Here is a 26,009-nt window from a genome sequence, read left to right as displayed (position 1 = left end):
GTGGCGCTACGCTTACCGGGCCTACAATGGAACGTAGGCCGGGTAAGGCAACGCCGCCACCCGGCAATCAAGGCGCACGGTAAAACGGTTTATCTCCCAAAATCGTCGCCCGCTGCATAATCCGGCGCTGCGGCAGATAGTCCGCATTGGCATAGTGCTGCGTTACGCGGTTATCCCAAATCGCCAGGTCGTTCTCCTGCCAGCGCCAGCGCACCTGAAACTCTGGCTTAGTGATATGCGCGAACAGGAATCCCAGCAGCGCCTCACTCTCTTTCTCGGACACGTCCACTATACGGGTCGTGAACCCTTCGTTCACAAACAGCGCCTGCTTGCCCGTGACCGGATGGGTCCGCACCACCGGGTGCAGCAGCGGAGGATGTTTCGCCACAGCTTCCTGCCAGCGCTGATGTTCCTCTTCACTCTTGCGGTACTTGTATTCCTGGAACGATTTTTTGAAGTCGTGCTCCGCCCGCAGCCCGCTCAGCAGCGTCCGGAACGGCGCGGAGAGCGCCTCATACGCCGCAATCCCGCTGGTCCACAGCGTATCGCCGCCTGTTTCCGGCAGCAGCTTCGCCGCCAGAATCGCCCCGGCGGGCGGCGTCTCGATAAAGGTCACGTCGGTGTGCCAGTTGTCGTTATCCGGCGGGTTATCGTTGTGGGTGTCCAGAACGATAATCTCCTCCACCCCCTCCGCATGCGGATAGACGGGGTGGATATGCAGATCGCCAAAGCGCAGGGCCAGCGCGCGCTGCTGCTGCGGGGTGATCGCCTGTTCGCGCAGGAAAACGACCTGATGGCGCAGCACCGCGTGGTACAGCTGCTCGAACTGGTTATCGCTCAGCGGGCGGGTCACATCCAGGCCCGACACCTGCGCGCCAATGTACGGCCCCAGCGGGGTAATGGTCAGACGTTCACTCATTGTATTTCTCCATGCCAGGGCGTCAGGCGGCGCTGTAACGCGCGCAGCCCCAGTTCTAATCCAAAGGCGATCGCGGCAATGACCGCGATCCCTGCCAGCACCACGTCAGTCGCCAGGAACTCTCCCGCCGACTGCACCATAAATCCAAGGCCGCGCGTGGCTGCAATCAGCTCTGCCGCCACCAGCGTGGACCAGCCTACGCCGAGGCCGATGCGCAGCCCGGTTAAAATTTCCGGCAGTGCACCCGGTAAAATCACGAACAGCAGCACCTGCGTGCGGCTGGCTCCCAGCGACTGCGCCGCGCGGATCCGCACCTGCTGGGCGCTCTTCACGCCCGCCAGCGCCGACATGGCAACCGGGGCGAAAATCGCCAGATAAATCAGCAGGATTTTTGACGTTTCGCCGATGCCGAACCAGATCACCATCAGCGGCAGATAGGCCAGCGGCGGCACCGGGCGGTAAAGCTCAATCAGCGGGTCGAGGATGCCGCGCACCGTCGGGCTCAGCCCCATCGCGATGCCCACGGGAATGCCGATGATGACGGCAGCCAGAAGCGCCACCAGAATACGCGCCAGACTTGCCCCAAGATGCTGCCAGAGCGTGGCATCCATAAAGCCCTGCGGCCCGGCGATGGTAATGAGTTTGGCCAGCACCTGTCCCGGCGGCGGCAGAAACAGCGGGCTGACCCACTGCTGGGCGGCAACCGCCCACCACACCGCCAGCAGCACCAGCAGCGTGCCGACGCTCAAGGTGATTTGGCGCGAGAAAGGCCAGCGCAGCGCCAGACGCGCGCGGCGCGTTTTTTCACTGAAGACGATGCTCATGAGAAAGCCTCCCGTTGTTCAAACACGCGGCTTAAGACGTATTCACGCTGTTCGATAAACAGCGGATCGGATTTAATGCTGCGCACGGGTTCTCCCGCGACGTAGCGGCGGGCGAAATCCAGCGGTAAACGCTCCAGCACGCGTCCCGGCCCCGGCGAGAGCAGTACCAGCTCCGTCGCCATGAACACCGCCTCTTCGATATCGTGGGTAATCAACAGCACCTGCTTGCCCGTCTCATGCCACAGGCGCAGCAGCAGGGTTTGCATCTGCTCGCGGGTGAAGGCATCCAGCGCCCCGAACGGCTCGTCCAGCAGCAACAGCTGCGGATTCGCTGCCAGCGCGCGGGCAATACCTACGCGCTGCCGCTGGCCGCCGGAGAGCTGCCAGATAAAGCGTTTTTCCGCCCCTTCCAGCCCCACTTTTTTCAGCATCGTTCGTGCCGTTTCCAGCCGTTTTTCGCGATTGATGCCCGCAAGCTGCAGTCCAAACGCCACGTTTTCCTGCACGTTGCGCCAGGGGAGCAATCCTTCGTTCTGGAAGACCACGCCGCGCTCGGCGCCCGGGCCTTCCACCTTTTTGCCTTCCAGTTGAATGGTGCCATGCTGATAAGGGACAAACCCGGCGATCAGATTCAGCAGCGTGGTTTTTCCGCACCCGGACGGGCCCAGCACCACCAGCAGTTCACCGCTGTCCAGCGTCAGGTTGATGTCCTCCAGCGCGGGCTTACCACCGTAATCGGCGTACAGGTTCGTAATATTCAGCATGGCGGACTCCTTATTTCACAAAACGATCGGTCACGTACTGGCTGTAATCCGCTGCCACCGCAGGTACTTTGCCCTGCTCTTTCAGGAAGGTGGCGGTATCCACAATCGCTTTGTTCACCGGGCCGGTCAGCTGCTGCACCTGCTGCGCGGGCGTCAGATAGGTATTGCCTTTCACCAGCCCCGGCACGTCCGCTTCCGGCACGCCGCTCAGGCGGGAGAGTTTTTCCAGGTTGGCGGGCTGCTTCAGCCATTCATCCGGGTTAGAGATGTACGGCTGCTGGGCGTCAATCGCGCTTTTCGCGAAGGCTTTCACCACCTCAGGATGTTTCTCGGCAAAGTCTTTGCGCACTACCCACACGTCGAGGGTTGGCGCGCCCCACTGGCCCACTTTTTCAGAGTCGGTCAGCACGGTGCCGTCTTTTTCCAGCTCGTTCACTGCCGGTGCCCACACATAGGCCCCGTCAATATCGCCACGCTGCCAGGCGGCGATAATCGCCGGCGGCTGCAGGTTGATAATTTGTACCTGACCCGGCTTGATGCCCCAGTGCTTCAGCGCCGCCAGCAGGCTGTAGTGGGTGGTGGAGATAAACGGTACGGCGATGCGTTTGCCGATCAGATCTTCCGGTTTGGTGATGTTTTTCTTCACCACCAGCGCTTCTGAGTTACCGAGCTGCGAGGCGAGCAGGAAAACCTCGATCGGCACCTGCTGGCTGGCCGCAACCGCCAGCGGACTGGATCCGATATTGCCGATCTGCACGTCGCCGGAGGCTAACGCCCGCACGACGGACGCCCCGCTGTCGAACTTGCGCCAGTCGACTTTCGCGCCGCTCTCTTTGGCAAATGTGTTGTCCGCCTGCGCGACTTTCGCCGGTTCCGCAGAGGTTTGATACGCGACGGTGACGTCCACCGCCTGCGCCTGAAAAGCCCACAGCGCGAGTGCGCCGAGTAGTGTGATTCGCGATGAAATTGCCATAGTGCCTGCTCCCCTTGTTGTTATGAGGGCAGTATTTCCGGCGCGGGAATTTTGATAAAGGAATAAAAATGAATCGCTCATAACGATTCGTTTTTAGATAAAAAGCGGGAAAGGATAGTTGATTTTGTGCGGTTCATTTTTTCCCTCTCCCCGTGGGAGAGGGTCAGCGATCCATAGGCCGGGTAAGGCGTAGCCGCCACCCGGCAAAGCACTCAGCGCTGCGCGTTCAGCTCAGCAATGTCTTTCGGCGTGGTCCGACAGCATCCGCCAATCAGCTTCGCTCCGGCTTCCAGCCACTGCGGCAGATAACCTGCCAGCGTCTCGCACGCTTCACCGTGGTGATGCCAGGTTTTGGTTACCGCGTCATAATGCTCGCCCGAGTTCGGGTAAACCACCAGCGGCAGCGACGTCAGGCTTTGCAGATGCTTCAGCGCCGCCGTGGTGTTTTCCAGGGCGATACAGTTAATGCCCAGCGCGACAACGTGCGGAGAGTTTGCCAGCACGCTGACCACCTCACGCAGCGGCGTACCGTCGCTCAGGTGCTCGCTGTCGCGTAGGGTAAACGAGAACCACGCCCGGGCGCGGGGATATTCAGACAGCAGCGCCGCCAGCGCCTTAATCTCGGCAAACGAAGGCAGCGTTTCGCAGGCCAGCAGGTCAGCGCCCGCATCCAGCAGCGCTTCCACGCGCGGGCGGTGGAAGGTAGTGAATTCTTCCGCACCGCGTACGTAGTCACCGCGATACTCGGACCCATCCGCCAGATACGCGCCGTACGGCCCAACGGATCCCGCCACCAGCAGCGTGCCCGCATGCGGATTTTCAGCCAGATACGCTTCGCGCGCCTTACGCGCCAGCTCCACGCTTTTACCGATCAGCGCGCGGGACTGCGCTTCGTCCAGACCGCGCGCCGCAAACCCCGCGGGCGTGGCCTGATAGCTGGCGGTGATCGCCACCTGCGCGCCCGCGCGATAGTAATCGAGATGCACTTCGCGAATAAGTTCCGGGTTTTCCATCAGTACTTTGGCAGACCAGAGGCTGTCTGCCAGGTTACAGCCGCGCGCTTCCAGCTCCGTCGCCATCGCGCCATCCAGCACCACAAACGGCTGCTTTTCAAGGAGGGCGGTAAGCGGATTATTCTGCGACATGTTCGGGCTCCTGCGATGTCATATTTCGGGTCAGGTAGTACGCACCATAACACAGGGCGACAAACGGAAGCCCGCAATAAAGGGCAATGCGCTGGCTTGGGTCAAACCACAGGCCGACACAGGCCACCACGCAGAGGATAAAACCGAGCACCGGTACCAGCGGATACCAGGGCGCACGGTACTGCAGCGCAGAGAGCGGCTGCCCGGACTGTAGATGGCGACGACGGAAAACGAAGTGCGACGCGCAGATGCTGATCCAGACCGCCACCACCGCAAACCCGGAAATCGCCGAGAGCGCGACAAATACCGTGTCCGGCGCCACGACGCTTGAGAACAGCGCCAGCACGCCGCCGAGCATAGAGACCGAAAGCGCCGTCAGCGGCACGCCGTTTTTGTTCACGCGGGCAAAGCATCGCGGCAGCGTTTTCTCATTCGAAAGCGACCACAGCATGCGCCCGGAGGCATACAGACCCGAGTTCGCCGCCGAGAGGATCGCCGTCAGGATCACGAAGTTAACGATATCTGCCGCGTAAGGAATACCGACCTTTTCAAACACCAGCACGAACGGGCTCTTTTCCACGCCCGCCTGCTGCATCGGGATAAGCGCCGCCAGCACAAATACGGTACCAATAAAGAAGATAATGAGGCGCGCGATGGTGGTGCGGATAGCGACCGGAATCACCTTGTGCGGATTTTCGGTTTCCCCCGCCGCGATGCCGATAAGCTCGGTACCGGAGAAGGCAAAGTTCACCGCCACCATGGTCATCAGGATCGGCAGGCCGCCGTGCGGGAACCAGCCTTCGGCGGTGATATTGCTTAAGCCCGGCGCGGGTGAACCGTCCTGCATCGGGATAAAGCCAAAGACCGCCGCGCCGCCAAGGATAATAAAGGCAATAATGGTGATGACTTTCACCAGGGAGAACCAGAACTCGCCTTCAGCAAAGAAGCGCGTCGAGATAACGTTCAGGCCAAAAATCACCGCGCAGAAGACCACGCACCAGGCCCAGACGGGCACCTGCGGGAACCAGTACTGCATACAAAAGCCCGCGGCGGTGAAGCTCGAGCCGAGCGCCACCGTCCAGGTGAGCCAGTAGAGCCACGCCACGGTGTAGCCCGTCGCCGGGCCAAGATAGCGGGCGGCATAGACGTGGAACGCGCCGGTTTCCGGCATCGCCACGGAAAGCTCGCCCAGACACTGCATCACCAGCCAGACCACCAGCGCGCCTATCAGGTACGCCAGCAGCGTGCCCGCCGCCCCGGTCGTGGAAATGATGTAGCCGGTATTGAAGAATAACCCTGTCCCAATCACGCCACCCAGCGAGAGCATAATCAGGTGGCGTGTTTTCATGGTGCGCTTAAGCTGCCCATTTTCTTGTTGTGTTTGCATATTACCTTCTATACGTATGGACATCTAAACATCCAAAGAAGGTGTGTTATACCGCGATTGTTAATAAAAAGCTAGATGACCAGACGCAGACGGGCGCGCCGCGCGCTGAGTCTGGGGTGGGTTGTGAGGATCACATAGAGAATCGGACGCCAGGCCATAAGCACCTCCGCAAGCAGATACTTACAGCATGGTGCGGGAAGAGGCGATCTTCGGTCAGTCGAAAGTGGTATCCGTGAAGAGCGGATTCATACCGCAACACCGTCCACAGGACGGGTAAGGCGCAGCCGCCACCCGGCGCAAGGGTTGGTAATTCTCACAATCGGTTCTATAGTCGACACAGTTTCTTAGTAACCAGGACTGACTGATGCGCTTTAACGGACTGACCAAAGGTTTCTTTATCTTTATTCTCGCCCTTGTGACCTGGGCCTTCTTCGACGTGCTGTCGCCCTACTTCTCCGCGATACTGTGGGCCGCAATTCTAACCGTCATCTTCAACCCGGTAAAAAACAGGCTGCGCGCCGCGCTGGGGGATCGCAACGGGCTTGCCTCGCTGTTGACCATTGGCATTATCTGCCTGATCGTCTTTATCCCGTTGATGGTGATCCTCTCCTCGCTCGCCATTGAGCTGAACATGGTGTACACGAAGCTCCAGGAGAACAACACCCAGTTCCCGGAAGTGGTGGCGAGCATCTTCAACCATCTGCCTGACTGGGCCAGCGGCTTCCTGGCGGATCACAACCTGACCAACGCGGCGCAGATCCAGAAAAAACTCTCTGATGTGGCCCTGCAGGGCGGGCAATATCTCGCCGGCAGCGCGTTTCTGATTGGCAAAGGAACGTTTGGCTTTGCGATTAGCTTCGGCATCATGCTTTATCTGCTGTTCTTCCTGCTGAAAGACGGCCCGTATCTGGTACGCCAAATCCTCGACTCCCTGCCATTGTCTGATTTCGCCAAGCAGCACCTGTTCGCCAAATTCGTCGGCGTGTCGCGCGCCACGGTAAAAGGTACGGCGGCGGTGGCGGTGGTTCAGGGCATACTCGGCGGGATTGCGTTTGCGATTGCGGGTATTGACGGCAGCGTGCTCTGGGGGGCGCTGATGGCCTTCCTCTCGCTGGTGCCCGCCATCGGCTCGGCGATTGTCTGGGTGCCCGCCGCCATCTTCCTGTTCGCCACCCACCAGCTGTGGCAAGGGCTGTTTATTGTCGGCTTCTTCGTGATTATCGTCGGGCTGGTGGACAATATTCTGCGCCCGCTGCTGGTGGGGAAAGACACCAAAATGCCGGACTACCTGATCCTGATCTCCACCCTCGGCGGCATGGAGCTGTACGGCATTAACGGCTTTGTGATTGGGCCGCTCATTGCCGCGCTGTTTATCGCCTGCTGGAACCTCTTCTCAGGGCGCGATCACGAAGGTAACGCCGAAGAGCTGGACCCCGACTTCATCGAAGAAGGAAAAAATCCTCCAGAATTGTGAGGATGTGACGATATAGACCACACCAGGCGGCGCTGTGCCGCCTTTTTTTTCGCCTTAAATCAAACGTTTTCTATAATTTGAAGAACGCTGTCCTCTTCATGTCGTAAAAGGATCATCAGGTGCGAATCGCGACGATAACAAACTGGGCCTATGGTGCCACGGTCTGCCTGACCATCGCCTCCGGCATCATCATGCTGATGGCGTCCAGTGCTGACACTGCTGAACGTCAGGCCGTTGAACAACGCCAGCGTTTTGATGCGCTTACTGAAGATATCGAAACCGATGCCTGGGCACAGTCCGATTTAGCGCGCCTCTACGTCATCAAAAAAGATCCGCAAACGTTAAAGGAATACAGCCAGTCCGAGAATAACCTGAAGAGCGTTGAACTCCGGCTTGAAAAACTGCGGGACAACGGCGCGTCGGATGATGAGCTATCCCTGCTGCGCGAAGGCATAAAAATCATTGATGAACTGCAGGACGAACAGCAAACCGCACTCTCCAGCCTTGAACGAGGAGAAGATGCGCAGGCCGTTGCCCTGCTCTACGGTGCGCCCTATGAGCAAGAACTGGAGCGCGCGCAGAACCAGATCGATCACTTCCGCCAGATACTCGACAAACGCGTCATCGCCTCCGTTCAGGAGGCGACAAAAAAATCGAAAGCGCTGCGAACGGCCTCTGAGCTGATGGTCGGTCTGACCGCCCTGCTGTTCCTGTTTGTTCTCGGTTTTATATTAAAGCGCCGCGTGCTGCGTCCCGTGGTGCGCCTGAGCGACGTGGTGCACCGCCTGGCGTCCCAGGATTACGCGGTTGAAACGCCCAATTTCAACCAGATTGATGAGATTGGCGATATGGCGCAGGCCATCCGCATCTTCCGTGAAAACGGCCTTGCGCGACAGCGTCTGGAAAGAGAGCGCGATGCCGACTGGGCCATCCGCGAGCTGCTGGCGCGCATGACCCAGCGCCTGCAGGGATGTGAGAACTTTAACGACGTGATTAACGTGGCGGAGCTGTTTGCCCCCAATATCGCGCCGGGGATCGCGGGCCGGCTCTACATTCTTGACCGCGATCCGTGGCAGATGCGCAGCGTCGCGCAATGGCTTTCACCCATCGGTGAAGAGACGACGTTCCATCCGGACGAGTGCTGGGCCGTGCGTCGCGGGCAGAGTCACCCGCCGGTAAACGGTGAGCCGGATATCGCCTGCTACCATCTTCCGGCCTCCCAGGCGGAAAGTTCCCTGTGCGTACCGCTTATCGCCCAGGGCGAGGCCATTGGCCTGCTCTCCTTCCAGAATATCACGGCGGACAACGCCCCTTCCCGCGCGTATCTGGAACTGATGGCCGAAGCGCTCGGGCTGGCGCTGGCTAACCAACGCCTGCGCGACGCGCTGCTGGAAAAAGCCTTGTTCGACCCGCTCACCGGCCTGCGTAATCGTCATCATCTGGAAGATACCCTGCAAACCCAAACGGCACAGGCGATGCGCACCGGCGTGCCGTTAAGCTGCATGATGATCGATATTGACCACTTCAAGAGCATCAACGACCGGTTTGGTCATGAAGCGGGCGATCTGGTGATTAAAAGCGTGGCGTCAATTGTTCAGCGGGCCGCCCATGACAACGGGCTGGCATTCCGCTACGGGGGCGAGGAGTTTCTGGTGCTGCTTTCCGGTGCCGATGAAGCAGGCGCGTACGCCTGCGCGCAGAAGATTTACAACGGCGTGCATGAGCTGTCGCTTCGCTACGGGCTGACCGAGATTGGGCCGGTGGACGTGTCGATTGGCATTGCCAGCTACCCGCAACATGCCCAGACTGACAACCTGCTGCGCGCCGCGGATGTGGCCTTGTACCGGGCGAAAGAGCTGGGCCGCGCGCGGATTGTGAGTTTTGGGATGCTGGAGGCGGGTTAGCGGATTATCGCTTTACTCGCGCGTCACCTCAGTAATCAATATCGACAATCCATTCATGTAGTGACTTTTTTTAGCCTGCTCACGGTATTTGGTTGGGGAGAGTCCATATTGATTCGAGAACGCTCTGCTGAACGTTGACGGCTCCTCGTAGCCTAACATCGTGAATATATCTGAAACAGAGAGCTGCGTATGTCTGAGCATATGCGCGGCTTTTTCAAGCTTCCGGCTTCGAATATAGAGACCTATACTTATGCCACACTCCTGGCGAAAGTTCCGCTGAATGTAAGCCAATGAATAACCGGATTTCCGTGCCACATCTAAAACGGTAATGGGCCGATATAAATTCGAGTCAATCCAGTGAGTAAGGGACTTAATTACAGCTTCACGATCTTTTAAAAGAGTAAACTTTATACACATAAGTATCCACGAAATTTTATTTACAAGAAGGCCGCTGGCAAAGTCATCCAATGACAATTGAAATAAATATTTCCCAAAAGAAAAATCACCCTAATAATAGGGTGAAGGAACGCTTATTGTATTTTAGAAAGATGTCTTTGCAACATCCTCACTTTTTTCAGGACCATACAGTTTCATAAACGCATTAACGGAGGCCTGCGCTTTCATAACGATTTCACTTTCTTCAGGCTGATCCTTTCTTGCTTTTAAAAGCAAAGGTTCCAGTATGTCGGCCTGGAGAAGAGAGCGAAAATACTCGGCCGCCAGCACTGGATCATCTTTTCTTAAGATGTTTTGATTCATTAAATCGGTAAAAAGCGCTGAAACATTTGAACGCAGCTTTTGCATTCGCGCATAATATAATTCTCCGATACCCGACCTTCCGGCCTCGGAAATCATTAATCTTTGCAGATCCACAATATCCGGCGAGCAAATATAACGTAAAAAGGCAACGGCAAATTGCTCGATAACCAGCTGTGGTGATTTTCTGAAAAGGCGCACCTGCCCTGCAGTTTCAATAGTCATGCTTTTTATATACTGTTCAGTTTCTGAAGACATGCATTCTACAAATAGCTCTTCTTTCGAAGAAAAGTGACTGTAAATTGTCGATTTTGAGCCACCAACAATCGCGTTAATCTCCGAGATAGACGTGGCATCAAATCCCTTTTGTCGAAACAGCCCGGATGCGACCTCCAGGATCTGTTGCCGTTTAAGCGCTCTTTTATCCATATGTTTCCTCGTTAGTTTAGGCGTCTGGCCGGGGCCAACACTTTTTGTTCTCTGATTTCGGAATCACGTCTGGTAGTAGGGTTCGTAATCGTACTGACGAGTACATTTTCATTTGACGGCGCTCAGAAGTCAAGATATAAAGTGTACCGTACTGTACGGTACTGTATTTGGACTTCTCTATGAACAGCATGACGAGCGTACTGATGAAAGGTTTTCAGGAGACACTCCCGAGGTGTCGTATTTCCGGTTTAACCCGGTCCAGCATAGTGATGGGCTGTGTTGTCATTTCCGCCATCAGTATGAGCGGATGCGCCATAATCCCCGATCTTGGCACCCCACCGTCTATGAAGACGGTCTCACAACTTAAAAGCGATCAAAGTTTCCCACATCAGAACGGCCAGTGGCCGAAAGATTACTGGTGGAAGAAATACGGTGACGAGCAGCTTAACGGGCTGATTGATGACGCGCTTAAAAATTCCCCCACGCTTAACATCGCTGAAGCTCGCGTGAGACAAGCGCAGGCGATGACGCAAAGTGCGAGCGGTTCGCTTTTCCCTGAGGTCACCGCAAACGCCAGCTTTATGCGGGACAAAATGAGTTACAACTATGTGACGCCTGAAAGCGCAACGCCTCAAAACTGGAACAGCTACGGACGTACCACGCTTGATATGAGCTGGGAAATTGATTTCTGGGGTAAAAACCGCGCCGCGCTCGCGGCTGCAACGTCAGGCGAAATGGCGGCGGCAGCGGAAGAAGCCCAGACAAGACTGGTGCTCTCTTCTTCTATTGTTACCGTTTACGCGGAGCTGGCGCATTTATACACCGTACGCGAAACGCTTAACGATACCCTCACGATACGAACCAGTACGCTCGCGTTGTTCCAGCAACGACATGACGCGGGGCTTGAAGATTTATCCAGCCTTCAACAGGTTGAGACGCGACAACTCAACGCCAAAGCAAATCTGGTGGCAATAGATGAAGCTATTGCGATCAAAAAACATGAGCTCGCTGCACTGATCGGTGATGGGCCTGACAGATCGCTGGCAATAACCGCGCCTAAGGCAACGCTTTTAGCACATGAGGAACTTCCTCCCAATATTGCGCTGGATCTGATTGGTCGACGTCCTGATATTGTCGCGGCACGTTTACGCGCAGAGGCTGCAGCAGAGCAAATCAAACAGAAAAAAGCCGGTTTTTACCCCAGCGTTAATCTGGTTGCCTTTGCCGGATTCCAGTCACTGGGAATTAACAACCTTACCCGGAGTGGCTCAGCAATTGGCAGTTTTGGCCCGGCCATATCGCTGCCAATATTTAATACGCAAAAGCTACAGGGTGATTTGAAATACGCCAGCGGTGAATATGACATTGCGGTGCAAGTTTATAACGACACGTTAACGAATGCACTTCGGGAAGTGAGCGATGCGCTCACCAGCAGAGCCTCTCTGAAAGACGAGATGCTTTATTCTCAGGGTGCAGTCACGTCGGCAGAAAAGGCTTATTCACTCACCAAACAAAGATATGAAGGAAAGGTTGCTGACTATCTCGACGTCTTGTCCTCGGAAGATGAGCTGGTCGCGGCCCGCAGAAAATTAGCCGATGTAAATTCTCGTGCCTTTACGATTGACGTCGCATTAGCGCGTGCATTGGGCGGCGGATATACCTCGAGCAAACAGTGATTTTTTAACACCAGGTTAATAACTAAATAGTGGAAAGAAAGGAAATAAAATGAGTCATTCTGCAGCTATTGAAAATCAAAATATTGAATCATCCGATATCAAAAAGAAAAAAAGAAAACGTTTATTCTCTTATCTTGCATTAAGCATCGCGCTGGCTGGCGCAGGCTCGTTCGTCTATTGGGAATTAGTGGGTTCCCGATATGTTGAAACCGATAACGCCTATACCGATGTCGAGTCTGCTCAGCTCTCTTCCGCGATCACCGGTACGGTAAGCGCCATCCTGGTCACGGATTCTCAGGTGGTAAAAAAAGGCGATGTTCTGATCCAGCTGGACCCTACTGACGCAGAGTTAGCCCTTAATCAGGCGGAAGCAAACCTGAACCTGTCCATTCGGCGGGTAAATGGATATAAGGCCACCGACACAAAACTCGGCGCTGAAGTTGTGGCGAATGAAAAAGAGCAAAAACGCCTGCTGGCCCAGGTGGATGCCGCAAACGCTGACTTCCAGCGCGCGACGGTTGATCTCAAGCGACGCGAAGCGTTAATGCAGACGGGCGCGATTTCAGGCGACGAACTGACGCGTATTCAAAACGTTTATGCTTCCGCACTGGCAAACCTGAATGCCGCTAAAGCCGCCGTGGCGCAAGCGGATGCAGCGAGACAGGCGGCGGTGGGTGCAAGACAGGCGAATGCCGTGATGATTGAGGATGCGAATACCGAGACCAACCCTGAAGTTGCTCTCGCCAGAGCGAAGCGCGATCAGGCCAGACTGGATCTGGAAAGAACCGTGATCCGTTCGCCAGTTGATGGCGTGGTTGCTCGTCGCCAGGTCGAGCTTGGACAGCGTGTCCAGCCTTCCACGCCGTTATTGTCCGTGGTGCCGGTGCAGCAAATTCACGTCAATGCCAACTTCAAGGAAGTTCAGCTCCAGCATGTGAAAGTGGGACAGAAGGTGGAACTGGTGAGCGATCTGTATGGCGACAACGTTCCTTTCCATGGAACGGTAGAAGGCTTTGATGGCGGCACCGGCGCAGCGTTTTCAATTATTCCTGCGCAGAACGCAACGGGTAACTGGATTAAGGTTGTTCAGCGTTTGCCCGTGCGCATCAAACTCAATGCTGATGAGCTTGCAGCACATCCGCTGCGGGTTGGTCTGTCCATGAAAGCGACAGTTAACTTAAAAAGTGAATAACGGAAACCAGGCCATGTCTACATTAGTTATCGATAATGAGCCGCCTTCGCTGAAAGGCGGTATGTTATGGATTGGTGCCCTGGTACTTGCAATGGCTAACTTTTTAGCTGTGCTCAACATGACCATTGCAAACGTCACTCAACCCAACATGGCTGGCGCCCTGGGCGCAGGAACCAGCCAGGGAACGTGGATCATCACGGCCTATGCCGTGGCTGAAGCCATTACGGTACCGCTATCAGGATGGTTAACCACGCGTTTCGGCGGCGTGCGCGTTTTCTGCGTTTCCGTGTTCATGTTTGGCATTTTTTCTTTGCTTTGCGGCCTTTCCACCTCGCTGGGAATGCTGCTGCTGATGAGGGTTTTTCAGGGCATGGCGGGAGGCCCCCTGATGGCCTTATCACAAACGTTACTGCTGCGTATTTTCCCGAAAGAAAAATCCATGCAGGCGACGGGATTATGGGCAATGACAACATTGCTCGCGCCCGTAATAGGCCCGGTACTGGGCGGATGGATTTGCGATCATTACAGCTGGTCGTGGGTGTTTATCATCAACGTTCCGATGGCCATCGCTTTCGCATTGGTCGCGTGGTCAGTACTGAAAATCTTCGAAGATACGCTGGTTAATAACTCTATTGATATCGTTGGGTTTATTTTATTGGTTATCTGGGTGGGTGCACTGCAGATCATGCTGGATGAAGGGAAAGACCTTGACTGGTTTGCCTCAGAAGAAATTTGGGTTCTGGCGATTGTGGCCTGTATCGGCTTTTTAAGTTTCTGCATCTGGGAGCTGACCGCCGATCATCCGATTGTCGATATCAGAGTTTTTCGCCATCGCGGTTTTTCGGCCAGCATGTTTGTTCTCGCACTCGCGTTTGGATGTTTTTTTGGTCTGAATGTCCTCACGCCGTTGTGGCTACAATATAACTTAGGATATACAACAACATGGGCAGGGATTGTGGTTGCCTGGGGCGGGCTTCTGCAGGTGGTATTTTCTCCGGTTGCCGCTAACCTCTCCAACAAAATCGATCCGCGCATTCTTATCTTCTTTGGCTGCGCCTGGCTGGGTCTCGACACCTTCTGGCGATCCTATGCGACGACCGATATGGACTACTGGTCCATCTGTGTCCCTTTGTTATTCATGGGCGTTGGCATGCCGTTGTACTACGTCCCGATTACGGGGCTTGCCATGGGCTCTGTAGATGAAACGGAAATGGCTTCAGCTGCGGGGCTAATGAACTTTGTTCGAACGTTATCGGGTGCGTTTGCTACGTCGCTCGTGACGACGTCATGGCAGGACCAGCGCTATATAGCACATGACAAACTGGCGTCCGTCGTCGACCCAACTGGCGATCTTTCGCATTACATCAGTTCAGCACCTCAGCAAGGTGGGCAGTTTGTGCGCGAGCTTTTTGACAAGATGGTTAATAGCCAGAGCATGATGCTTTCGACCAATAATCTGATGATGTCGATCGGCGTGATATTTTTTATCGCTGCATTTGCGATTGCATTAGCACCGAAACCTTCGCGCGTAGTCGATGCCGCTTCTGTAGGACACTAATATTTATTCAGCACAAGGACGTGAGTATCATAAAAACAGAGAAAATCTGATGGACAGTAAATCATACACGCCGGGCAACCGGGATATTCTGTATAAGAAAATATTCCTATCAATTTCCGAAATAAAATACCTGGAAAGGGAAATTAAAAAATTCAGCTGGTTAGAACGCACGTTGTTAAGGAAAAAAGAGTTCTCAACAATGCAATATCACAAAAATAAATGTGACAGCAATTTCTTTAGATTTATCAACAGCGGACAGGACAACCAGAATACGTTAATTCATATCCTTGAACAATTACCTGAAAATCATCCTGACCGAACATGGCTGACGGGCTTCCTGCTTTGAACATACCAGGTGAGTGATATAATTAGCGAGATACCGGAAAATAGCAGGTTGAAGGAAAGAAAAAAGTGGACGCTTCCCAGTGGAAGAAGCGTCCAAAAATCAGGCAATTATTCAGACACAGATTGAAACCGTAAACTGACGATCTCATCGATAATATCTCACAACCCCTTCTGTTCATTATTTACATTTTCTGCCATCGCATAAGAAAAAACTCACCCCGCAGGCGGTCACCTTTTTAGCGCGTTTGATGGCCTGGGCAAAACGGCAGAATAGTATTCGTCCCGTCAGGAACAGCATACCCGATACCTCCTCGCTCGGGATGAGCGAATTTTGTACAGCCTGAGAGTACCAGCCGCGTCACTTCAACGGGTCAAAACCCACGAAGGGCTGGTACTGAGCGTTTGCACACTCGTCGTTTTCATCATCGGTAAAATCAGTGGTATGAGATAATAACAATCAATAAAAGCGATCGTTTTTTAAACACACGAGAGCTTATGCAAGCAGCTTTAGCTTTTCTCAAAAAGTTAAGCATCCCTGGACTGCCAAACATCCTGCCATCACCACGGCTTAAGTTACTGATTTTATTGCACTTACATCAATAAAAACGCTAAAAGGCCTTGCTACTCAACAAAATATATAAACTAGTGTGATATCTAAATTATAATTCTTATACTTCTGTTAAAAAGTGGAGGCCAAAATGCGATTAACCCTACTGCTGTTATGCTGTCTGGTACAAAGTGTAACCTGGGCTGGCGATCTGCCAAAACCAGTTGGTAAACCCATTTTAACGATTTACGGTAATATAGAAAATACGAATGAAAATGGAAAAGCAGTGTTTGATCTCGCCAGCCTTGAAAAACTGGGCATGGTGAGTTTCGAGACAACATCCCCCTGGTATAATGGACGCACTAAGTTTGAGGGTGTTCCAATGAACAAACTGATGGATTATGTGGGTGCAAAAGGTACTAACATTAATGTTATTGCGCTTAATGATTACTCTACCGTGATCCCTCTCAGTGACTTCAAAAAATACAATGCCATACTTGCCTTAAAGGTCAATGGCGAATATATGCGCATCCGCGATAAAGGTCCATCATTCATTGTATACCCCTATGACAGTCTTCCTGAGTTGAATAATCAGATTTATTACTCGCGATCAGCATGGCAGGTTAGCAAAATGAAGATTGAGTAGCAGTTCAGGAGAACATAATGAACAGGATACTGGTTGGTATCATTTTTTCTCTTTTTATCACGACAGGATATATTGCATTTCTTGTTTACGATCGTCAGCAGGAATTGCAAAAACTGACTCAATACACTGAGTCCTGGTCCGTGGCACAACTGGTATCAGAGTATTACCGTTTTGAATCATGGCTTGGTCTATACGCAACCGATACCGATGACGTTACGATAGACCAGGTCCGCATGCGCCTCGAAATTATGCTTAGTCAGGGCGATTTAATGAAGGGGGGAGATTTAGGTCGCTATATTGACAGCGATAAAGCGCACCAAGAGCTCGCTTCACGCTTAGAGCAGATACTGAACTATCTGGATAGCCATCTTGAAAATATGAGCCATCCAGAGTTACAGGCATACCTGAAAAATATGCATGTGCTCGATGCGCCGCTTAGCCAGCTTTCTGCAACGGCATTAACGAAAGATATTAACACGGTTAACGAATCCAACCATAAAATACAGATCCTTTACTATATTTACTCGGCACTTTCATTACTTCTGGTGATATTAAGCTTTATTCTTGGTTTCTTAATGATCTACCAGAATAAAAACATTCTCAAAGCGCACATGCAGGTTAAAAGCCTTGCTGAAGAACTTCAGAAATCAAAAGAAACGCTGCAAATTCAAAACTCGAAGCTGGAGTATGATGTTTATCATGACTCCCTCACCGGCATGAAAAACCGTCTTTTCTTCTGGGACGATCTCAACAAAATTAATCTTCAGGCAGATAAAAACCACATCCCCGTCACGGTGATGTTATTTGATTTAGACCGCTTCAAAGAGGTCAACGATACCTATGGCCATGATGCCGGCGATTTGCTGTTGAATCAGGTATCCAGACGACTCACCTCAATGAGCAGCGCCACGGATACATTTTACCGTTTGGGCGGAGACGAGTTTGCCCTTCTGTCCAGTGGCCTCACCGAAACAGCAGCCGTTTCGCGCGCCAAAGAAATCAGCGAACATATCAGCCAGCCCTATACAATTAATAATCAGCTGATAAAAATCGCCACCTGTGTGGGTATTGTTTTATCTGATAATGAGCGGCGCTCTGATTATCTTTATAAATTTGCCGATCTGGCGCTCTACGAAGCCAAAAAAGAGGGTTCACAGCAGATAAAGGTCTTCCGTCAGTGGATGCTGCAAAAGCTGCAGGAAAGCAGAACCCTCGAACATGATATGGCACTGGCGATCGATAACCATGAATTCGTTGTTTATTACCAGCCTATTGTCGATTCATTCAGCAATGAAATTTACGGCTATGAAGCGCTTATTCGCTGGATACACCCGGTGAAGGGGATACTGTCACCTGATTACTTTATTTCTGTCGCTGAAAAAACGGGGATGATCAATCAGATCGGTAAAAATGTGCTTGAGCTTGCCTGCCGGGAAGCGGTTTCCTGGGCCGTTCCGGCAAGGATCTCTGTGAACGTCTCACCCGTTCAGCTGGGCACGAAATCATTTACGACGATGGTACAGTCCATCCTGAAGGAGACAGGACTTCCGGCCAGCCGACTTGAGTTAGAAGTTACGGAGTCTTCGCTCTTCAGTGACAGCAATACGCCCCTAACTATTCTCAAAAAGCTCAGAACGCTGGGTGTAAAAATTTCTATCGATGATTTCGGAACGGGTTATTCGTCGCTCTCACGACTGAGTGAACTGAATTTTGATAAAATTAAAATCGACAAGTCCTTTGTGAACCCGATATCCACGCAGGATGACGCCCTTAATATCGTTAAATTGATAACCGGCATGGCGAAGAGCCTCAATATGAGGGTAATTGCGGAAGGTGTTGAAACCGAAGCGCAGCTTGAACGTCTTCAGGCGCTTGGCTGCGATCTCGTGCAGGGATACCTGTTCGGAAAACCACAGGCTGAGATTGACAGGAAGATTAGATACGGTTGAAATGGTTGCGCGGATTTTCTGGCCCAACCCCCTTTAGCCGATTGATAATCAAAGGTTATAAAATGAATAAGACAGCCCCGGACTATACGCCTGTTGATTTATCTCGTTGGCCAAGGAAAGAGCATTTTGAGGTATTCCAGTCATTTGCCGAGTGTACAATTAACCAAACGGTTCTGATCGACATTACCGCGCTGCGAAAACATATCAAAGAGGTCGGCTGGAAGTTTTACCCGACGATTATTTTCCTCCTCTCTAAAATCATGAACCGGCATCCGGAATTCCGTATGGCCATGAAGGACAATGAGCTTGTCATATGGAATGAAATCCATCCAAGCTATACCATTTTCCATCCTGAAACGGAGACTTTTTCGTCACTGTGGAGCCACTTCGACGGCAATATTCAGCACTTCCAGAATACGTATGCAGAAGACGTTGCCCGCTATGGCAGTAACATTTCTTACTGGCCTAAGGAAGAGTCCCGGGAAAATGTCTTTTTTGTATCGTCTATTCCCTGGGTAACGTTTACTAATTTTACGATGAACATTGCGCACATGAAGAACTTCTTTTCTCCTATGTTCACGTTTGGAAAATACTACGAGCAGGATGGAAAAGTGTTGTTACCTATGGCGGTGCAGGTGCATCACTCGGTATGCGATGGTTTCCATGTGGCAAGGATGTTTAATGAGCTGCAGGATATGTGTGATGGTTTGTCGGAGCTGTCGGAGGGATTAAATAGCTGATACGCCGAAGGCGATTTTAAAAGATGGTGCGATAATAGGAACAAATCATGCATGATAACTCATTGTAATTAATCGAAAAATAAAGAATGTCATTGTTAGATACCCCCAGAAGTACCCCCATCAGTTCTTCTCTGAGACAAGGCGGCAAAATTACAGCAAGCCCAACCAGCCTCCCCCACAACTTCAGTCCTAAAAAACCCCACAAATGAATACTTAGGTTAAAAAAATGATATCTAAGTAACAGATGGAGAGAACTGAACCCTTCATACTAAGAAATCACAATGCAGCGAACCCAGTTGTTTATCTGATAGATTTACCATGTTCAACATGAACATACGGCAGTAGTAAGAGCTGTGTTAAAATTTTCATCATAATGAACTCATTGAAAACTCATGAAAGGAACTATGAAAAACGATACTTTGGCTAGGCCTTCATCAATTTATCTTGAACGAAACCTTTCTTATGGTGACAGAACGTTCACTGAAACTGAATTACTCCAAGCTTCAAGGTACATTGTGATTTTAGCTGAACCGGGTGGCGGTAAAACAGAGCTAATGAATAATCTTGCCCGAAGATTAGAGACAGAAACTGTTAATGCCAGCGTTTTTTTGTTCGCAGGAATTAATGAAAAAAACGCTCCATTATTGATCGACGCGGTAGATGAAGTTGCAACTATCGATCAATCAAGCATTTATAGATTATTGAGCGAAGTCAAGAAAAACACCCCTTCATTAGTAATTATGTCAAGTCGTTCAAGTGAATGGGGGCAATCATCAACTATAGCATTTGAGCAATTTTTAGGGTTCCCCCCTCTAATAGTTAGATTGAACGAATTTGATCGACAACAACAATCTGAAATATTTGAATTTCATACATCTGGCGAAGATTTTAATAGTTTCGAAAGAGAAGTTTGTCGTTTTAACTTAGAGATGCTTTTGCCAAATCCGCAATTTTTAAAAATGTTTGCAGACGCTTATATTGAAAGTAATAGACATTTTATAAATAAACGTTCAATTTTTTCATTAGCAGTTGAACGTTTAGCGAAAGAGGCTAATGCTAAAACTCCCTTGAAGCCATCACATTTAACAGTAGAACAAAAGATCGAACTTGCTTCAGAAGCATTCGCAAAATTACTTCTATCAGCATCGGAAGGTATAACAACATCAGAGGCGAATGAAAGTATAATTTATCCGTTACTAAAAACACTTCTCCCTAAAAATCAAGCATCTAGTGACATCCTTTCAACAAGGTTGTTTAGACTAGGAGAATGTGAATATCAACATCGTCCAGTACATAAGATAGTAGTTGAATACTGCGCCGCTTATCACTTAATTAAAAGAATAAATAATAGTAGTGATCCACTTACTCTGTGGAAATGCCTTCCGATTATTGCACCAAACAATGTAGCTCGCGATGAATTGAGAGGCCTGATCGGATGGATGGCAGCATTAGGAAGCAAGTCAATACAAGAGAAATTGATTGAAATTGATGCTTATGCAGTATTGGCTAACGGTGATCCCTCACAATTAGAACCATCATCAAAAAAACTACTTTTAACAAAACTGAAAGAAATTCAAGAAAAAGATCCTTATTTCCGGAGAGGTGATTTTTGGCGTAGATTCAGCGTAGCTGGTTTTTTTACAAGAGATGTTTCTGAACAAATTAGATCATTAATAGTTGGAAGTAATGACAGTCATTTAAGAGGACTCATTTTTGAATTAATCTCTGGCTCAGAAGTAGTTGAATCGCTTGCTAACGATATTTATGAAATTGCAGGAGACATTGGAGAATCTAATAATATCAGAACTTCCGCAGTTGATTGTTTGTTGCATTTAAAAGGTTATAACCTTTTTCCAACACTTCAGATATTACTTTTTGAAGCTACCAATTTGTCATTAAATATGTCCGCTAAAATAATTGAAAAAATTGGTATTGAGAATTTCTCATTAAAATTCTTGTCAAACTACTTAAAACTATGTACGCATTTATATCCCGCTGAAAGACAACCTTTAGAAAGAGTAGTTGGCACTCGATATTTCATTAAGAAGTTTGTGAGGTCACTACCTACATATCATCTCGAACCGTTACTTAATTCATTAACTTATGAGATTACTTGTACTTGTGGAAAAGAAAGCTACGAGTGTTATTGTCGACTGGGTATTAGTAAAATAGTTGGATTAATTGTTGATCGTTACTTTGAATTTGTAGCACCTCCATACTCACCAGAAAAAGTATGGGCTTGGCTGCATAATCTTAATTTTGTTCATCCTATGCAGCAACAACATAGCAAATCAGTTGAAGTAATTCAGTCAAACAATAAATTAAGACAAGGAATTATTTCTTTTGTATTTGGCCCATTGAAAGATCGAGATGAAATATTTGACCTTAAGATACATACATTTCAAAATTCATTAAATGCTCACTCTGGCCTTCAAATGCGTAACGAAGATTATAAATTTATTATCACCTATGCTTTTGAAATCGATAACCATGAGCTTTGGGCTGGTTTCTTCAGTCCTCACAGACGATTTGGTGTTAATAATCTTCGTGGAAAAGATGAATTGCGTCATTTAATGCGCCAGCACGCATGTTCCAAACCTGAGTTTATGAAAGTATGGATGCGGTTAAATAAAGTTTTTAAAGATATGGAAAAGAATGATTCTGGTTTACATCGTAAACTTGATCGCAAGAGGAAAAGATATGAAAAAAAACGACAAGAAAAAAGATTTACTAATATAGCTTATATTAATGAAAATAGAACTCTGATCGAAAGTGGGCAGCACTGGAATTGTCTTCTCCATTTTGCGCATCTTACTCTCTCTAAACCAGACCAGATAGCAATAGAAGTTGGCGACAATTCATTAGTTAGAAATGCCTTAAAAAATTGTATCGGATTTATTTCCGCTCACGTGCCAAACCTCCGAGAACTCGCTAAATTACAGTGTGAATCCAAATATTCACATTATGAAATGGTATTGTATGCAGCCTGTTTAGAAATCTTCCGAGCGGAAAAAAGCCTGGAGCGTGTACCTTCATCAATGCTAGCTTCTTTACGCACTGGAATTAATATGGGGTTTAGTGCATTAACCTCCGATGAATCCGAGTTATTGAAAGCTGAGATAGATAGAATCCTCTTCGATAATGATAAAAATTTTGCTGAGGAGTTCTTAAGAGAATATGTTGAACCCCAGCTTCAACAACCATGCGCACACCCAGAAGTATGGCTACTTGAAAATGAAACAGTTTTTAACCATCTGCGTTCAAAACTAGCTCTTGAATGGCTTGAAAAATATCCAGATATAGATAGTGACACCCTGTATACACTTTTCGAGATTGCTGTTAAAAACAGTAACAGAGACTCTTTAAAAAAATTAATTTCTCACAAGTGTTTATTATTAGAAGACGTCGAATCTTTAAAAAATTCCCCTGTTAGTTTACAAAAAACATTTTGGTATCTTCGGGATTTTTATTTTAATGATGAAGTAAATCAAACTGGGTGGCGCTATTTGTCGCTCGACAGGGAAAACATCCTTTTATTTCAAGGTGTTTCTGATAGAATTCCCTATGACAATCAGTCTACTTGGCCAGAACTTTCAGCAATTAAAATTGAATATATTCTTAAAGCTTTTTATAATTTTTGGCCTCAAACCAATCCTTCGTCCGATTTGATCAACGACAGTTCAAATGAAGAGAAAGCATCTAGATTCATGAGTGATTTAGTTTGGAAAATTAATTCAGATGACTCATTAGATGCATTAACCGTAACTAAAAGATTATTATCCGATCCAAAATTTACATTATTGAAAAATGCACTGCAAAGCATTCATACACAGCAAGTTCGAAAACAAGCTCTTCATGATTTCGTCCCTCCTACTCCAAATGAAATTGTAAAGTATTTAGATAATGGAGAAATTGTTACGGTCGAATCTTTACGTCAACTTATAATTCAAGAACTAAATGATTTTCAAGGCGCATTATATGGTGGCGAGTTTAATTCTACCGATAGATTCTATCAGAATGGACAGCATCTCAGTGAGAATGATTCAACAGCAATTATTGCCGAACGTTTAAACTTACGTTTAGAACCCCAAGGAATTTCAATTACCCCAGAGCATCAGCTAAAAAACCATAATAGAAGTGATTTTACAGCCACAAAAATATTAAATGGCAAACGTTGCTTATTAGTTACAGAGGTTAAAGGGCAGTGGCATCGAGAATTATACAATGCTGCATCCGCACAACTGTATGAACGTTACTCCATTCATCCTGATGCTGAGCAACAAGGAATTTTTCTTGTACTTTGGTTTGGAAAAGAAGTTGCGGTTGCAGGAAAAAAAACGCATCAGTTTCAATCAGCTGAAGAGCTGAAAACCAAAATTGAAGGATTTTTACCCCACGAATTAAAAAATTTAATAGATGTTTTTGTACTTGACGTCAGCAGAACTTAATTCAATAAAGGGTGTTCTAAATCTACATTGATAGGCGTAATTGTTTATCTGAAGCAACTGTAACTTAGAGCGCGTTCTGCCAAAAATCCCCCACTGGCGCTGACGGTGGGTGACAACTTTTGACAACTCAATCTGAACACCAGCGTCCGGGCAAACCAGAACAGCGATCTGAAAGAGGCTCGAGGATGGTTGCAAAGGGGGAGTGCTTAGCACCTCCCCTTCCCGAGTTCGTGTACCTGAAGTTTTCTAAAGCGGTAGCAGTTGACACTTTCCCCCTAGTTTTCCCTAGTAAGGCATAACAAACCATAACAGGCTGACACATGCCCTGCTTCGCATCAGGGTTAACAAAAGCTAACAGCCAAGGCTCAACAAATCTCAACGCCAGCCCTTTACACTTCTGCTGTAGCTGCTGTTCGTAGGCGTCAGGATCCGTTAGGTTGGGTTGACACTTTTCCCAGTTTCTCGCGAAAAAGTGTCAAGTTTGAGGGGCTGGGGGTTTACAGTTTTTCGACGTCCAGCAGGCAGAGTGACATTAAACCAGTTTTGTTCCAGTCATCCAGCGTATCGGGGTGCATTGTGGCAACGTAAGCCAGCTCAGAACGAAGAAACCGTAAAGCGCCTGCAGCACGGTCTTTGCCATAGAAGCTGTGGGTTTCTTCATCCAGCCGGAAGAGAATCAGCAGTTGTTCATCGGGCTCGTGCTGAACATCAAAACCCAGCTCAGCGGCTGCTGCCTCTATTCGCTGTCCAGCATTAATATCAGCCGGCAGCTCTTTCCCGCCGTCATGCCCCCATACCCACGCGGCGGCCTGCGCCCACGTCATTGCATTGTGATGATCACCAGCACCAGCACCAGCACCAGCACCAGCACCAGCACCAGCACCAGCACCAGCACCAGCAGAATTTTGTTTAGCCTGCGATGCTTCGACATCCACTTTATCGCCTGAAATTACAATTTCACCGCGGGCTATCCAGCCGTAAACAGTTTGCCGGCTGACGCCCATATGCCTGGCGTAGGCTGATTTACTTAATAGCATCGTGATGTTTCCCTCCGGGCAGAAAAAAGCCGCCCTCAGGCGGCCTGCTTCTCTTCTGAATTTATCTGGCGCTGGCTGCCTTTGAGCATCGCGCTGACATGTTCGCTTAACTGATCAAGGCCTGTCATACGGGGCAGAACTTCTGATGGATCGTCGTTCTTCCCATAAACGAGATTGTTATACCAGGTTCGGACAGCTGTAATTTGTGCGACGTCTTTCCTTACCGCATCGACCAGCTCGGCAACCGCGCTAATCACCTGCCCATTCTCCGATGCGATACGGGAGAAGCCGAGACGTTTTAGCTGTTTCGTATCGAGTCCAGAACACACTGCGTGCGCCCTTAGTAAAGCGTCCGCCAGCTCCTGATGCTTTCCACTGTGCATCGACAGCAGCATTTTTTCCTGGCTGCGGCGATCCAGTCGGGCGAATGCCTGGCGCATTTCACTGTCACGCATGAATCCCTGAACATCATCAGATGCCAGTGGATTAACCGGCGCGAGCTTGTTCTTCAGGTAATCTAGAATGTTTGCGGCCTGCTCGCTTACGGCTGCCACCCCGCGGGTAAAGTCTTTGAGCGTGTCCGGGTTCCGGGCTTCACCCGCCCTGCGGTTTTTTGCCTGTTCGTTCAGATCCGGATCGTTGCGGATAACGTCCAGCAAATCCGCCTCAGCTTCGGCCTGCTGCGCCGTTGTCCTCAGGCTGGTGAGTTCGCCCGCCATACCACGGAATAAAGCGGCCATCTGAGTATTTGGCGCAACAACCTTACCGGCATAACCCGCCAGCTCGATGCTGTGTTTCCCAATTTTGATTGAGTAGCTCATTGCCCTGCCTCCATTTTTGACAGCCCCGCATCAAATACCTTGCGAGCAACAGCATGGATTGACGGCGCGATCCCCATGCCCGACTTCTGGCGCTCCCTCTCCTGAATGGTTTTCAGAGCCTGAATCTGTTCCCCGTTCAGCAGAACGGGCTTAACGTTAACCTTGCTCATGATGCCCCCTGTAATAGCGACCGTTAAAGTTCCATTAATCGCAACAATCAAATAATCAATTGCGATTTATGAAACGATGTTAATGAAATTGCAGGGGTGCACAACGCGAAAAGTGTGGATGCGTTTTAAAGAATTTGCCCTCAAGGTATACATGGTGTTCATAAAGCCAATAAATTGCTTATAAAACAATATATTAACCCATGAATACCAGCCTACATTTTGGGATTTCAGGTGTACACGGTATACATCATTCTGTTCAATAAACCATCAGATGATTAATGAGAGAATGAACACCATGTACACCC

The 26,009-nt window shown here is 49.8% G+C and carries 21 protein-coding genes; 10 read left to right on the top strand and 11 right to left on the bottom strand.

Going from position 1 to position 26,009, the window contains the following annotated elements; genetic code table 11:
• Positions 1-67: 67 nt before the first annotated feature.
• The 6 genes from tauD to mmuP form a co-directional block, all read right to left on the bottom strand.
• The gene (gene tauD / locus AB8846_RS04230; protein WP_059346232.1) at positions 68-919 is read right to left on the bottom strand and encodes a taurine dioxygenase; all 852 of its coding nucleotides are present in this window, start codon (positions 917-919) and stop codon (positions 68-70) included.
• Positions 916-1,743, bottom strand: coding sequence for a taurine ABC transporter permease TauC (gene tauC / locus AB8846_RS04225; protein WP_032661617.1), 828 nt, complete (start codon positions 1,741-1,743; stop codon positions 916-918). Before tauC ends, tauD begins: the two co-directional genes overlap by 4 nt.
• Positions 1,740-2,507 carry a taurine ABC transporter ATP-binding subunit gene (gene tauB / locus AB8846_RS04220; protein WP_063145259.1) on the bottom strand — a complete coding sequence of 256 codons (768 nt, stop codon included), beginning with the start codon at positions 2,505-2,507 and terminating at the stop codon, positions 1,740-1,742. The genes tauC and tauB overlap by 4 nt, the downstream gene beginning before the upstream one ends.
• Positions 2,508-2,517: 10 nt before the next feature.
• Positions 2,518-3,480: a taurine ABC transporter substrate-binding protein gene (gene tauA, locus AB8846_RS04215; protein ID WP_023293188.1), complete on the bottom strand. Its 963-nt coding sequence runs from the start codon at positions 3,478-3,480 to the stop codon at positions 2,518-2,520.
• A gap of 212 nt (positions 3,481-3,692) precedes the next feature.
• A complete protein-coding gene (gene mmuM, locus AB8846_RS04210; RefSeq protein ID WP_370732143.1) occupies positions 3,693-4,625 on the bottom strand; it encodes a homocysteine S-methyltransferase in 933 nt (310 codons plus the stop codon).
• Complete coding sequence (gene mmuP, locus AB8846_RS04205; RefSeq protein WP_032661626.1) at positions 4,612-6,012, bottom strand: S-methylmethionine permease; 1,401 nt, start codon at positions 6,010-6,012, stop codon at positions 4,612-4,614. The genes mmuM and mmuP overlap by 14 nt, the downstream gene beginning before the upstream one ends.
• A 364-nt stretch (positions 6,013-6,376) precedes the next feature.
• Between mmuP and AB8846_RS04200 the strand changes: the two genes are divergently transcribed.
• Together AB8846_RS04200 and AB8846_RS04195 are read left to right on the top strand one after the other, a co-directional pair.
• Positions 6,377-7,486, top strand: coding sequence for an AI-2E family transporter (locus AB8846_RS04200; protein WP_029739734.1), 1,110 nt, complete (start codon positions 6,377-6,379; stop codon positions 7,484-7,486).
• 119 nt (positions 7,487-7,605) lie between these two features.
• Positions 7,606-9,390, top strand: coding sequence for a diguanylate cyclase (locus tag AB8846_RS04195; protein WP_370732142.1), 1,785 nt, complete (start codon positions 7,606-7,608; stop codon positions 9,388-9,390).
• A 12-nt stretch (positions 9,391-9,402) separates the two neighbouring features.
• Here the strand turns inward: AB8846_RS04195 and AB8846_RS04190 are convergent, their stop codons facing one another.
• Entirely contained in the window at positions 9,403-9,807 is a 405-nt protein-coding gene (locus AB8846_RS04190; protein WP_331413251.1) for a helix-turn-helix domain-containing protein, read from the bottom strand.
• Between the two features lie 123 nt (positions 9,808-9,930).
• Entirely contained in the window at positions 9,931-10,575 is a 645-nt protein-coding gene (locus AB8846_RS04185) for a TetR/AcrR family transcriptional regulator (protein WP_370732141.1), read from the bottom strand.
• A 179-nt stretch (positions 10,576-10,754) separates the two neighbouring features.
• On the opposite strand from AB8846_RS04185, the gene AB8846_RS04180 reads away from it, so the two are divergent.
• The 8 genes from AB8846_RS04180 (at position 10,755) to AB8846_RS04145 (ending at position 23,676) form a co-directional block, all read left to right on the top strand.
• Positions 10,755-12,251, top strand: coding sequence for an efflux transporter outer membrane subunit (locus AB8846_RS04180; RefSeq protein ID WP_370732140.1), 1,497 nt, complete (start codon positions 10,755-10,757; stop codon positions 12,249-12,251).
• 49 nt (positions 12,252-12,300) lie between these two features.
• Positions 12,301-13,443 carry an HlyD family secretion protein gene (locus AB8846_RS04175; RefSeq protein ID WP_063145266.1) on the top strand — a complete coding sequence of 381 codons (1,143 nt, stop codon included), beginning with the start codon at positions 12,301-12,303 and terminating at the stop codon, positions 13,441-13,443.
• A 13-nt stretch (positions 13,444-13,456) separates the two neighbouring features.
• Positions 13,457-15,001, top strand: coding sequence for a DHA2 family efflux MFS transporter permease subunit (locus tag AB8846_RS04170; protein WP_063145267.1), 1,545 nt, complete (start codon positions 13,457-13,459; stop codon positions 14,999-15,001).
• A gap of 49 nt (positions 15,002-15,050) precedes the next feature.
• Positions 15,051-15,347: a hypothetical protein gene (locus AB8846_RS04165; protein ID WP_370732139.1), complete on the top strand. Its 297-nt coding sequence runs from the start codon at positions 15,051-15,053 to the stop codon at positions 15,345-15,347.
• A 697-nt stretch (positions 15,348-16,044) separates the two neighbouring features.
• Positions 16,045-16,539, top strand: coding sequence for a molybdopterin-dependent oxidoreductase (locus AB8846_RS04160; protein ID WP_213330003.1), 495 nt, complete (start codon positions 16,045-16,047; stop codon positions 16,537-16,539).
• 17 nt (positions 16,540-16,556) lie between these two features.
• A complete protein-coding gene (locus AB8846_RS04155; RefSeq protein WP_370732138.1) occupies positions 16,557-18,488 on the top strand; it encodes an EAL domain-containing protein in 1,932 nt (643 codons plus the stop codon).
• A 62-nt stretch (positions 18,489-18,550) separates the two neighbouring features.
• The gene (gene catA / locus AB8846_RS04150; RefSeq protein ID WP_370732137.1) at positions 18,551-19,228 is read left to right on the top strand and encodes a type A chloramphenicol O-acetyltransferase; all 678 of its coding nucleotides are present in this window, start codon (positions 18,551-18,553) and stop codon (positions 19,226-19,228) included.
• Positions 19,229-19,632: 404 nt separating this feature from the next.
• On the top strand, positions 19,633-23,676 hold the full coding sequence (locus tag AB8846_RS04145; protein ID WP_370732136.1) for an NACHT domain-containing NTPase: 4,044 nt from the start codon (positions 19,633-19,635) through the stop codon (positions 23,674-23,676).
• Between the two features lie 497 nt (positions 23,677-24,173).
• On the opposite strand, the gene AB8846_RS04140 is transcribed toward AB8846_RS04145, so the two are convergent.
• The 3 genes from AB8846_RS04140 to AB8846_RS04130 form a co-directional block, all read right to left on the bottom strand.
• Positions 24,174-24,500 carry a hypothetical protein gene (locus tag AB8846_RS04140; protein WP_370732135.1) on the bottom strand — a complete coding sequence of 109 codons (327 nt, stop codon included), beginning with the start codon at positions 24,498-24,500 and terminating at the stop codon, positions 24,174-24,176.
• A gap of 248 nt (positions 24,501-24,748) precedes the next feature.
• The gene (locus tag AB8846_RS04135) at positions 24,749-25,534 is read right to left on the bottom strand and encodes a hypothetical protein (RefSeq protein ID WP_370732134.1); all 786 of its coding nucleotides are present in this window, start codon (positions 25,532-25,534) and stop codon (positions 24,749-24,751) included.
• A complete protein-coding gene (locus AB8846_RS04130) occupies positions 25,531-25,704 on the bottom strand; it encodes a hypothetical protein (RefSeq protein WP_014830800.1) in 174 nt (57 codons plus the stop codon). Before AB8846_RS04130 ends, AB8846_RS04135 begins: the two co-directional genes overlap by 4 nt.
• Between the last annotated feature and the right edge of the window lie 305 nt (positions 25,705-26,009).

Source organism: Enterobacter sp. KB-221C9 (assembly GCF_041320715.1).
GTDB lineage: Bacteria > Pseudomonadota > Gammaproteobacteria > Enterobacterales > Enterobacteriaceae > Enterobacter > Enterobacter asburiae_D.
Note: the sequence above shows the minus strand (reverse complement) of the source record. Positions and strands in the feature narration are given on the sequence as shown.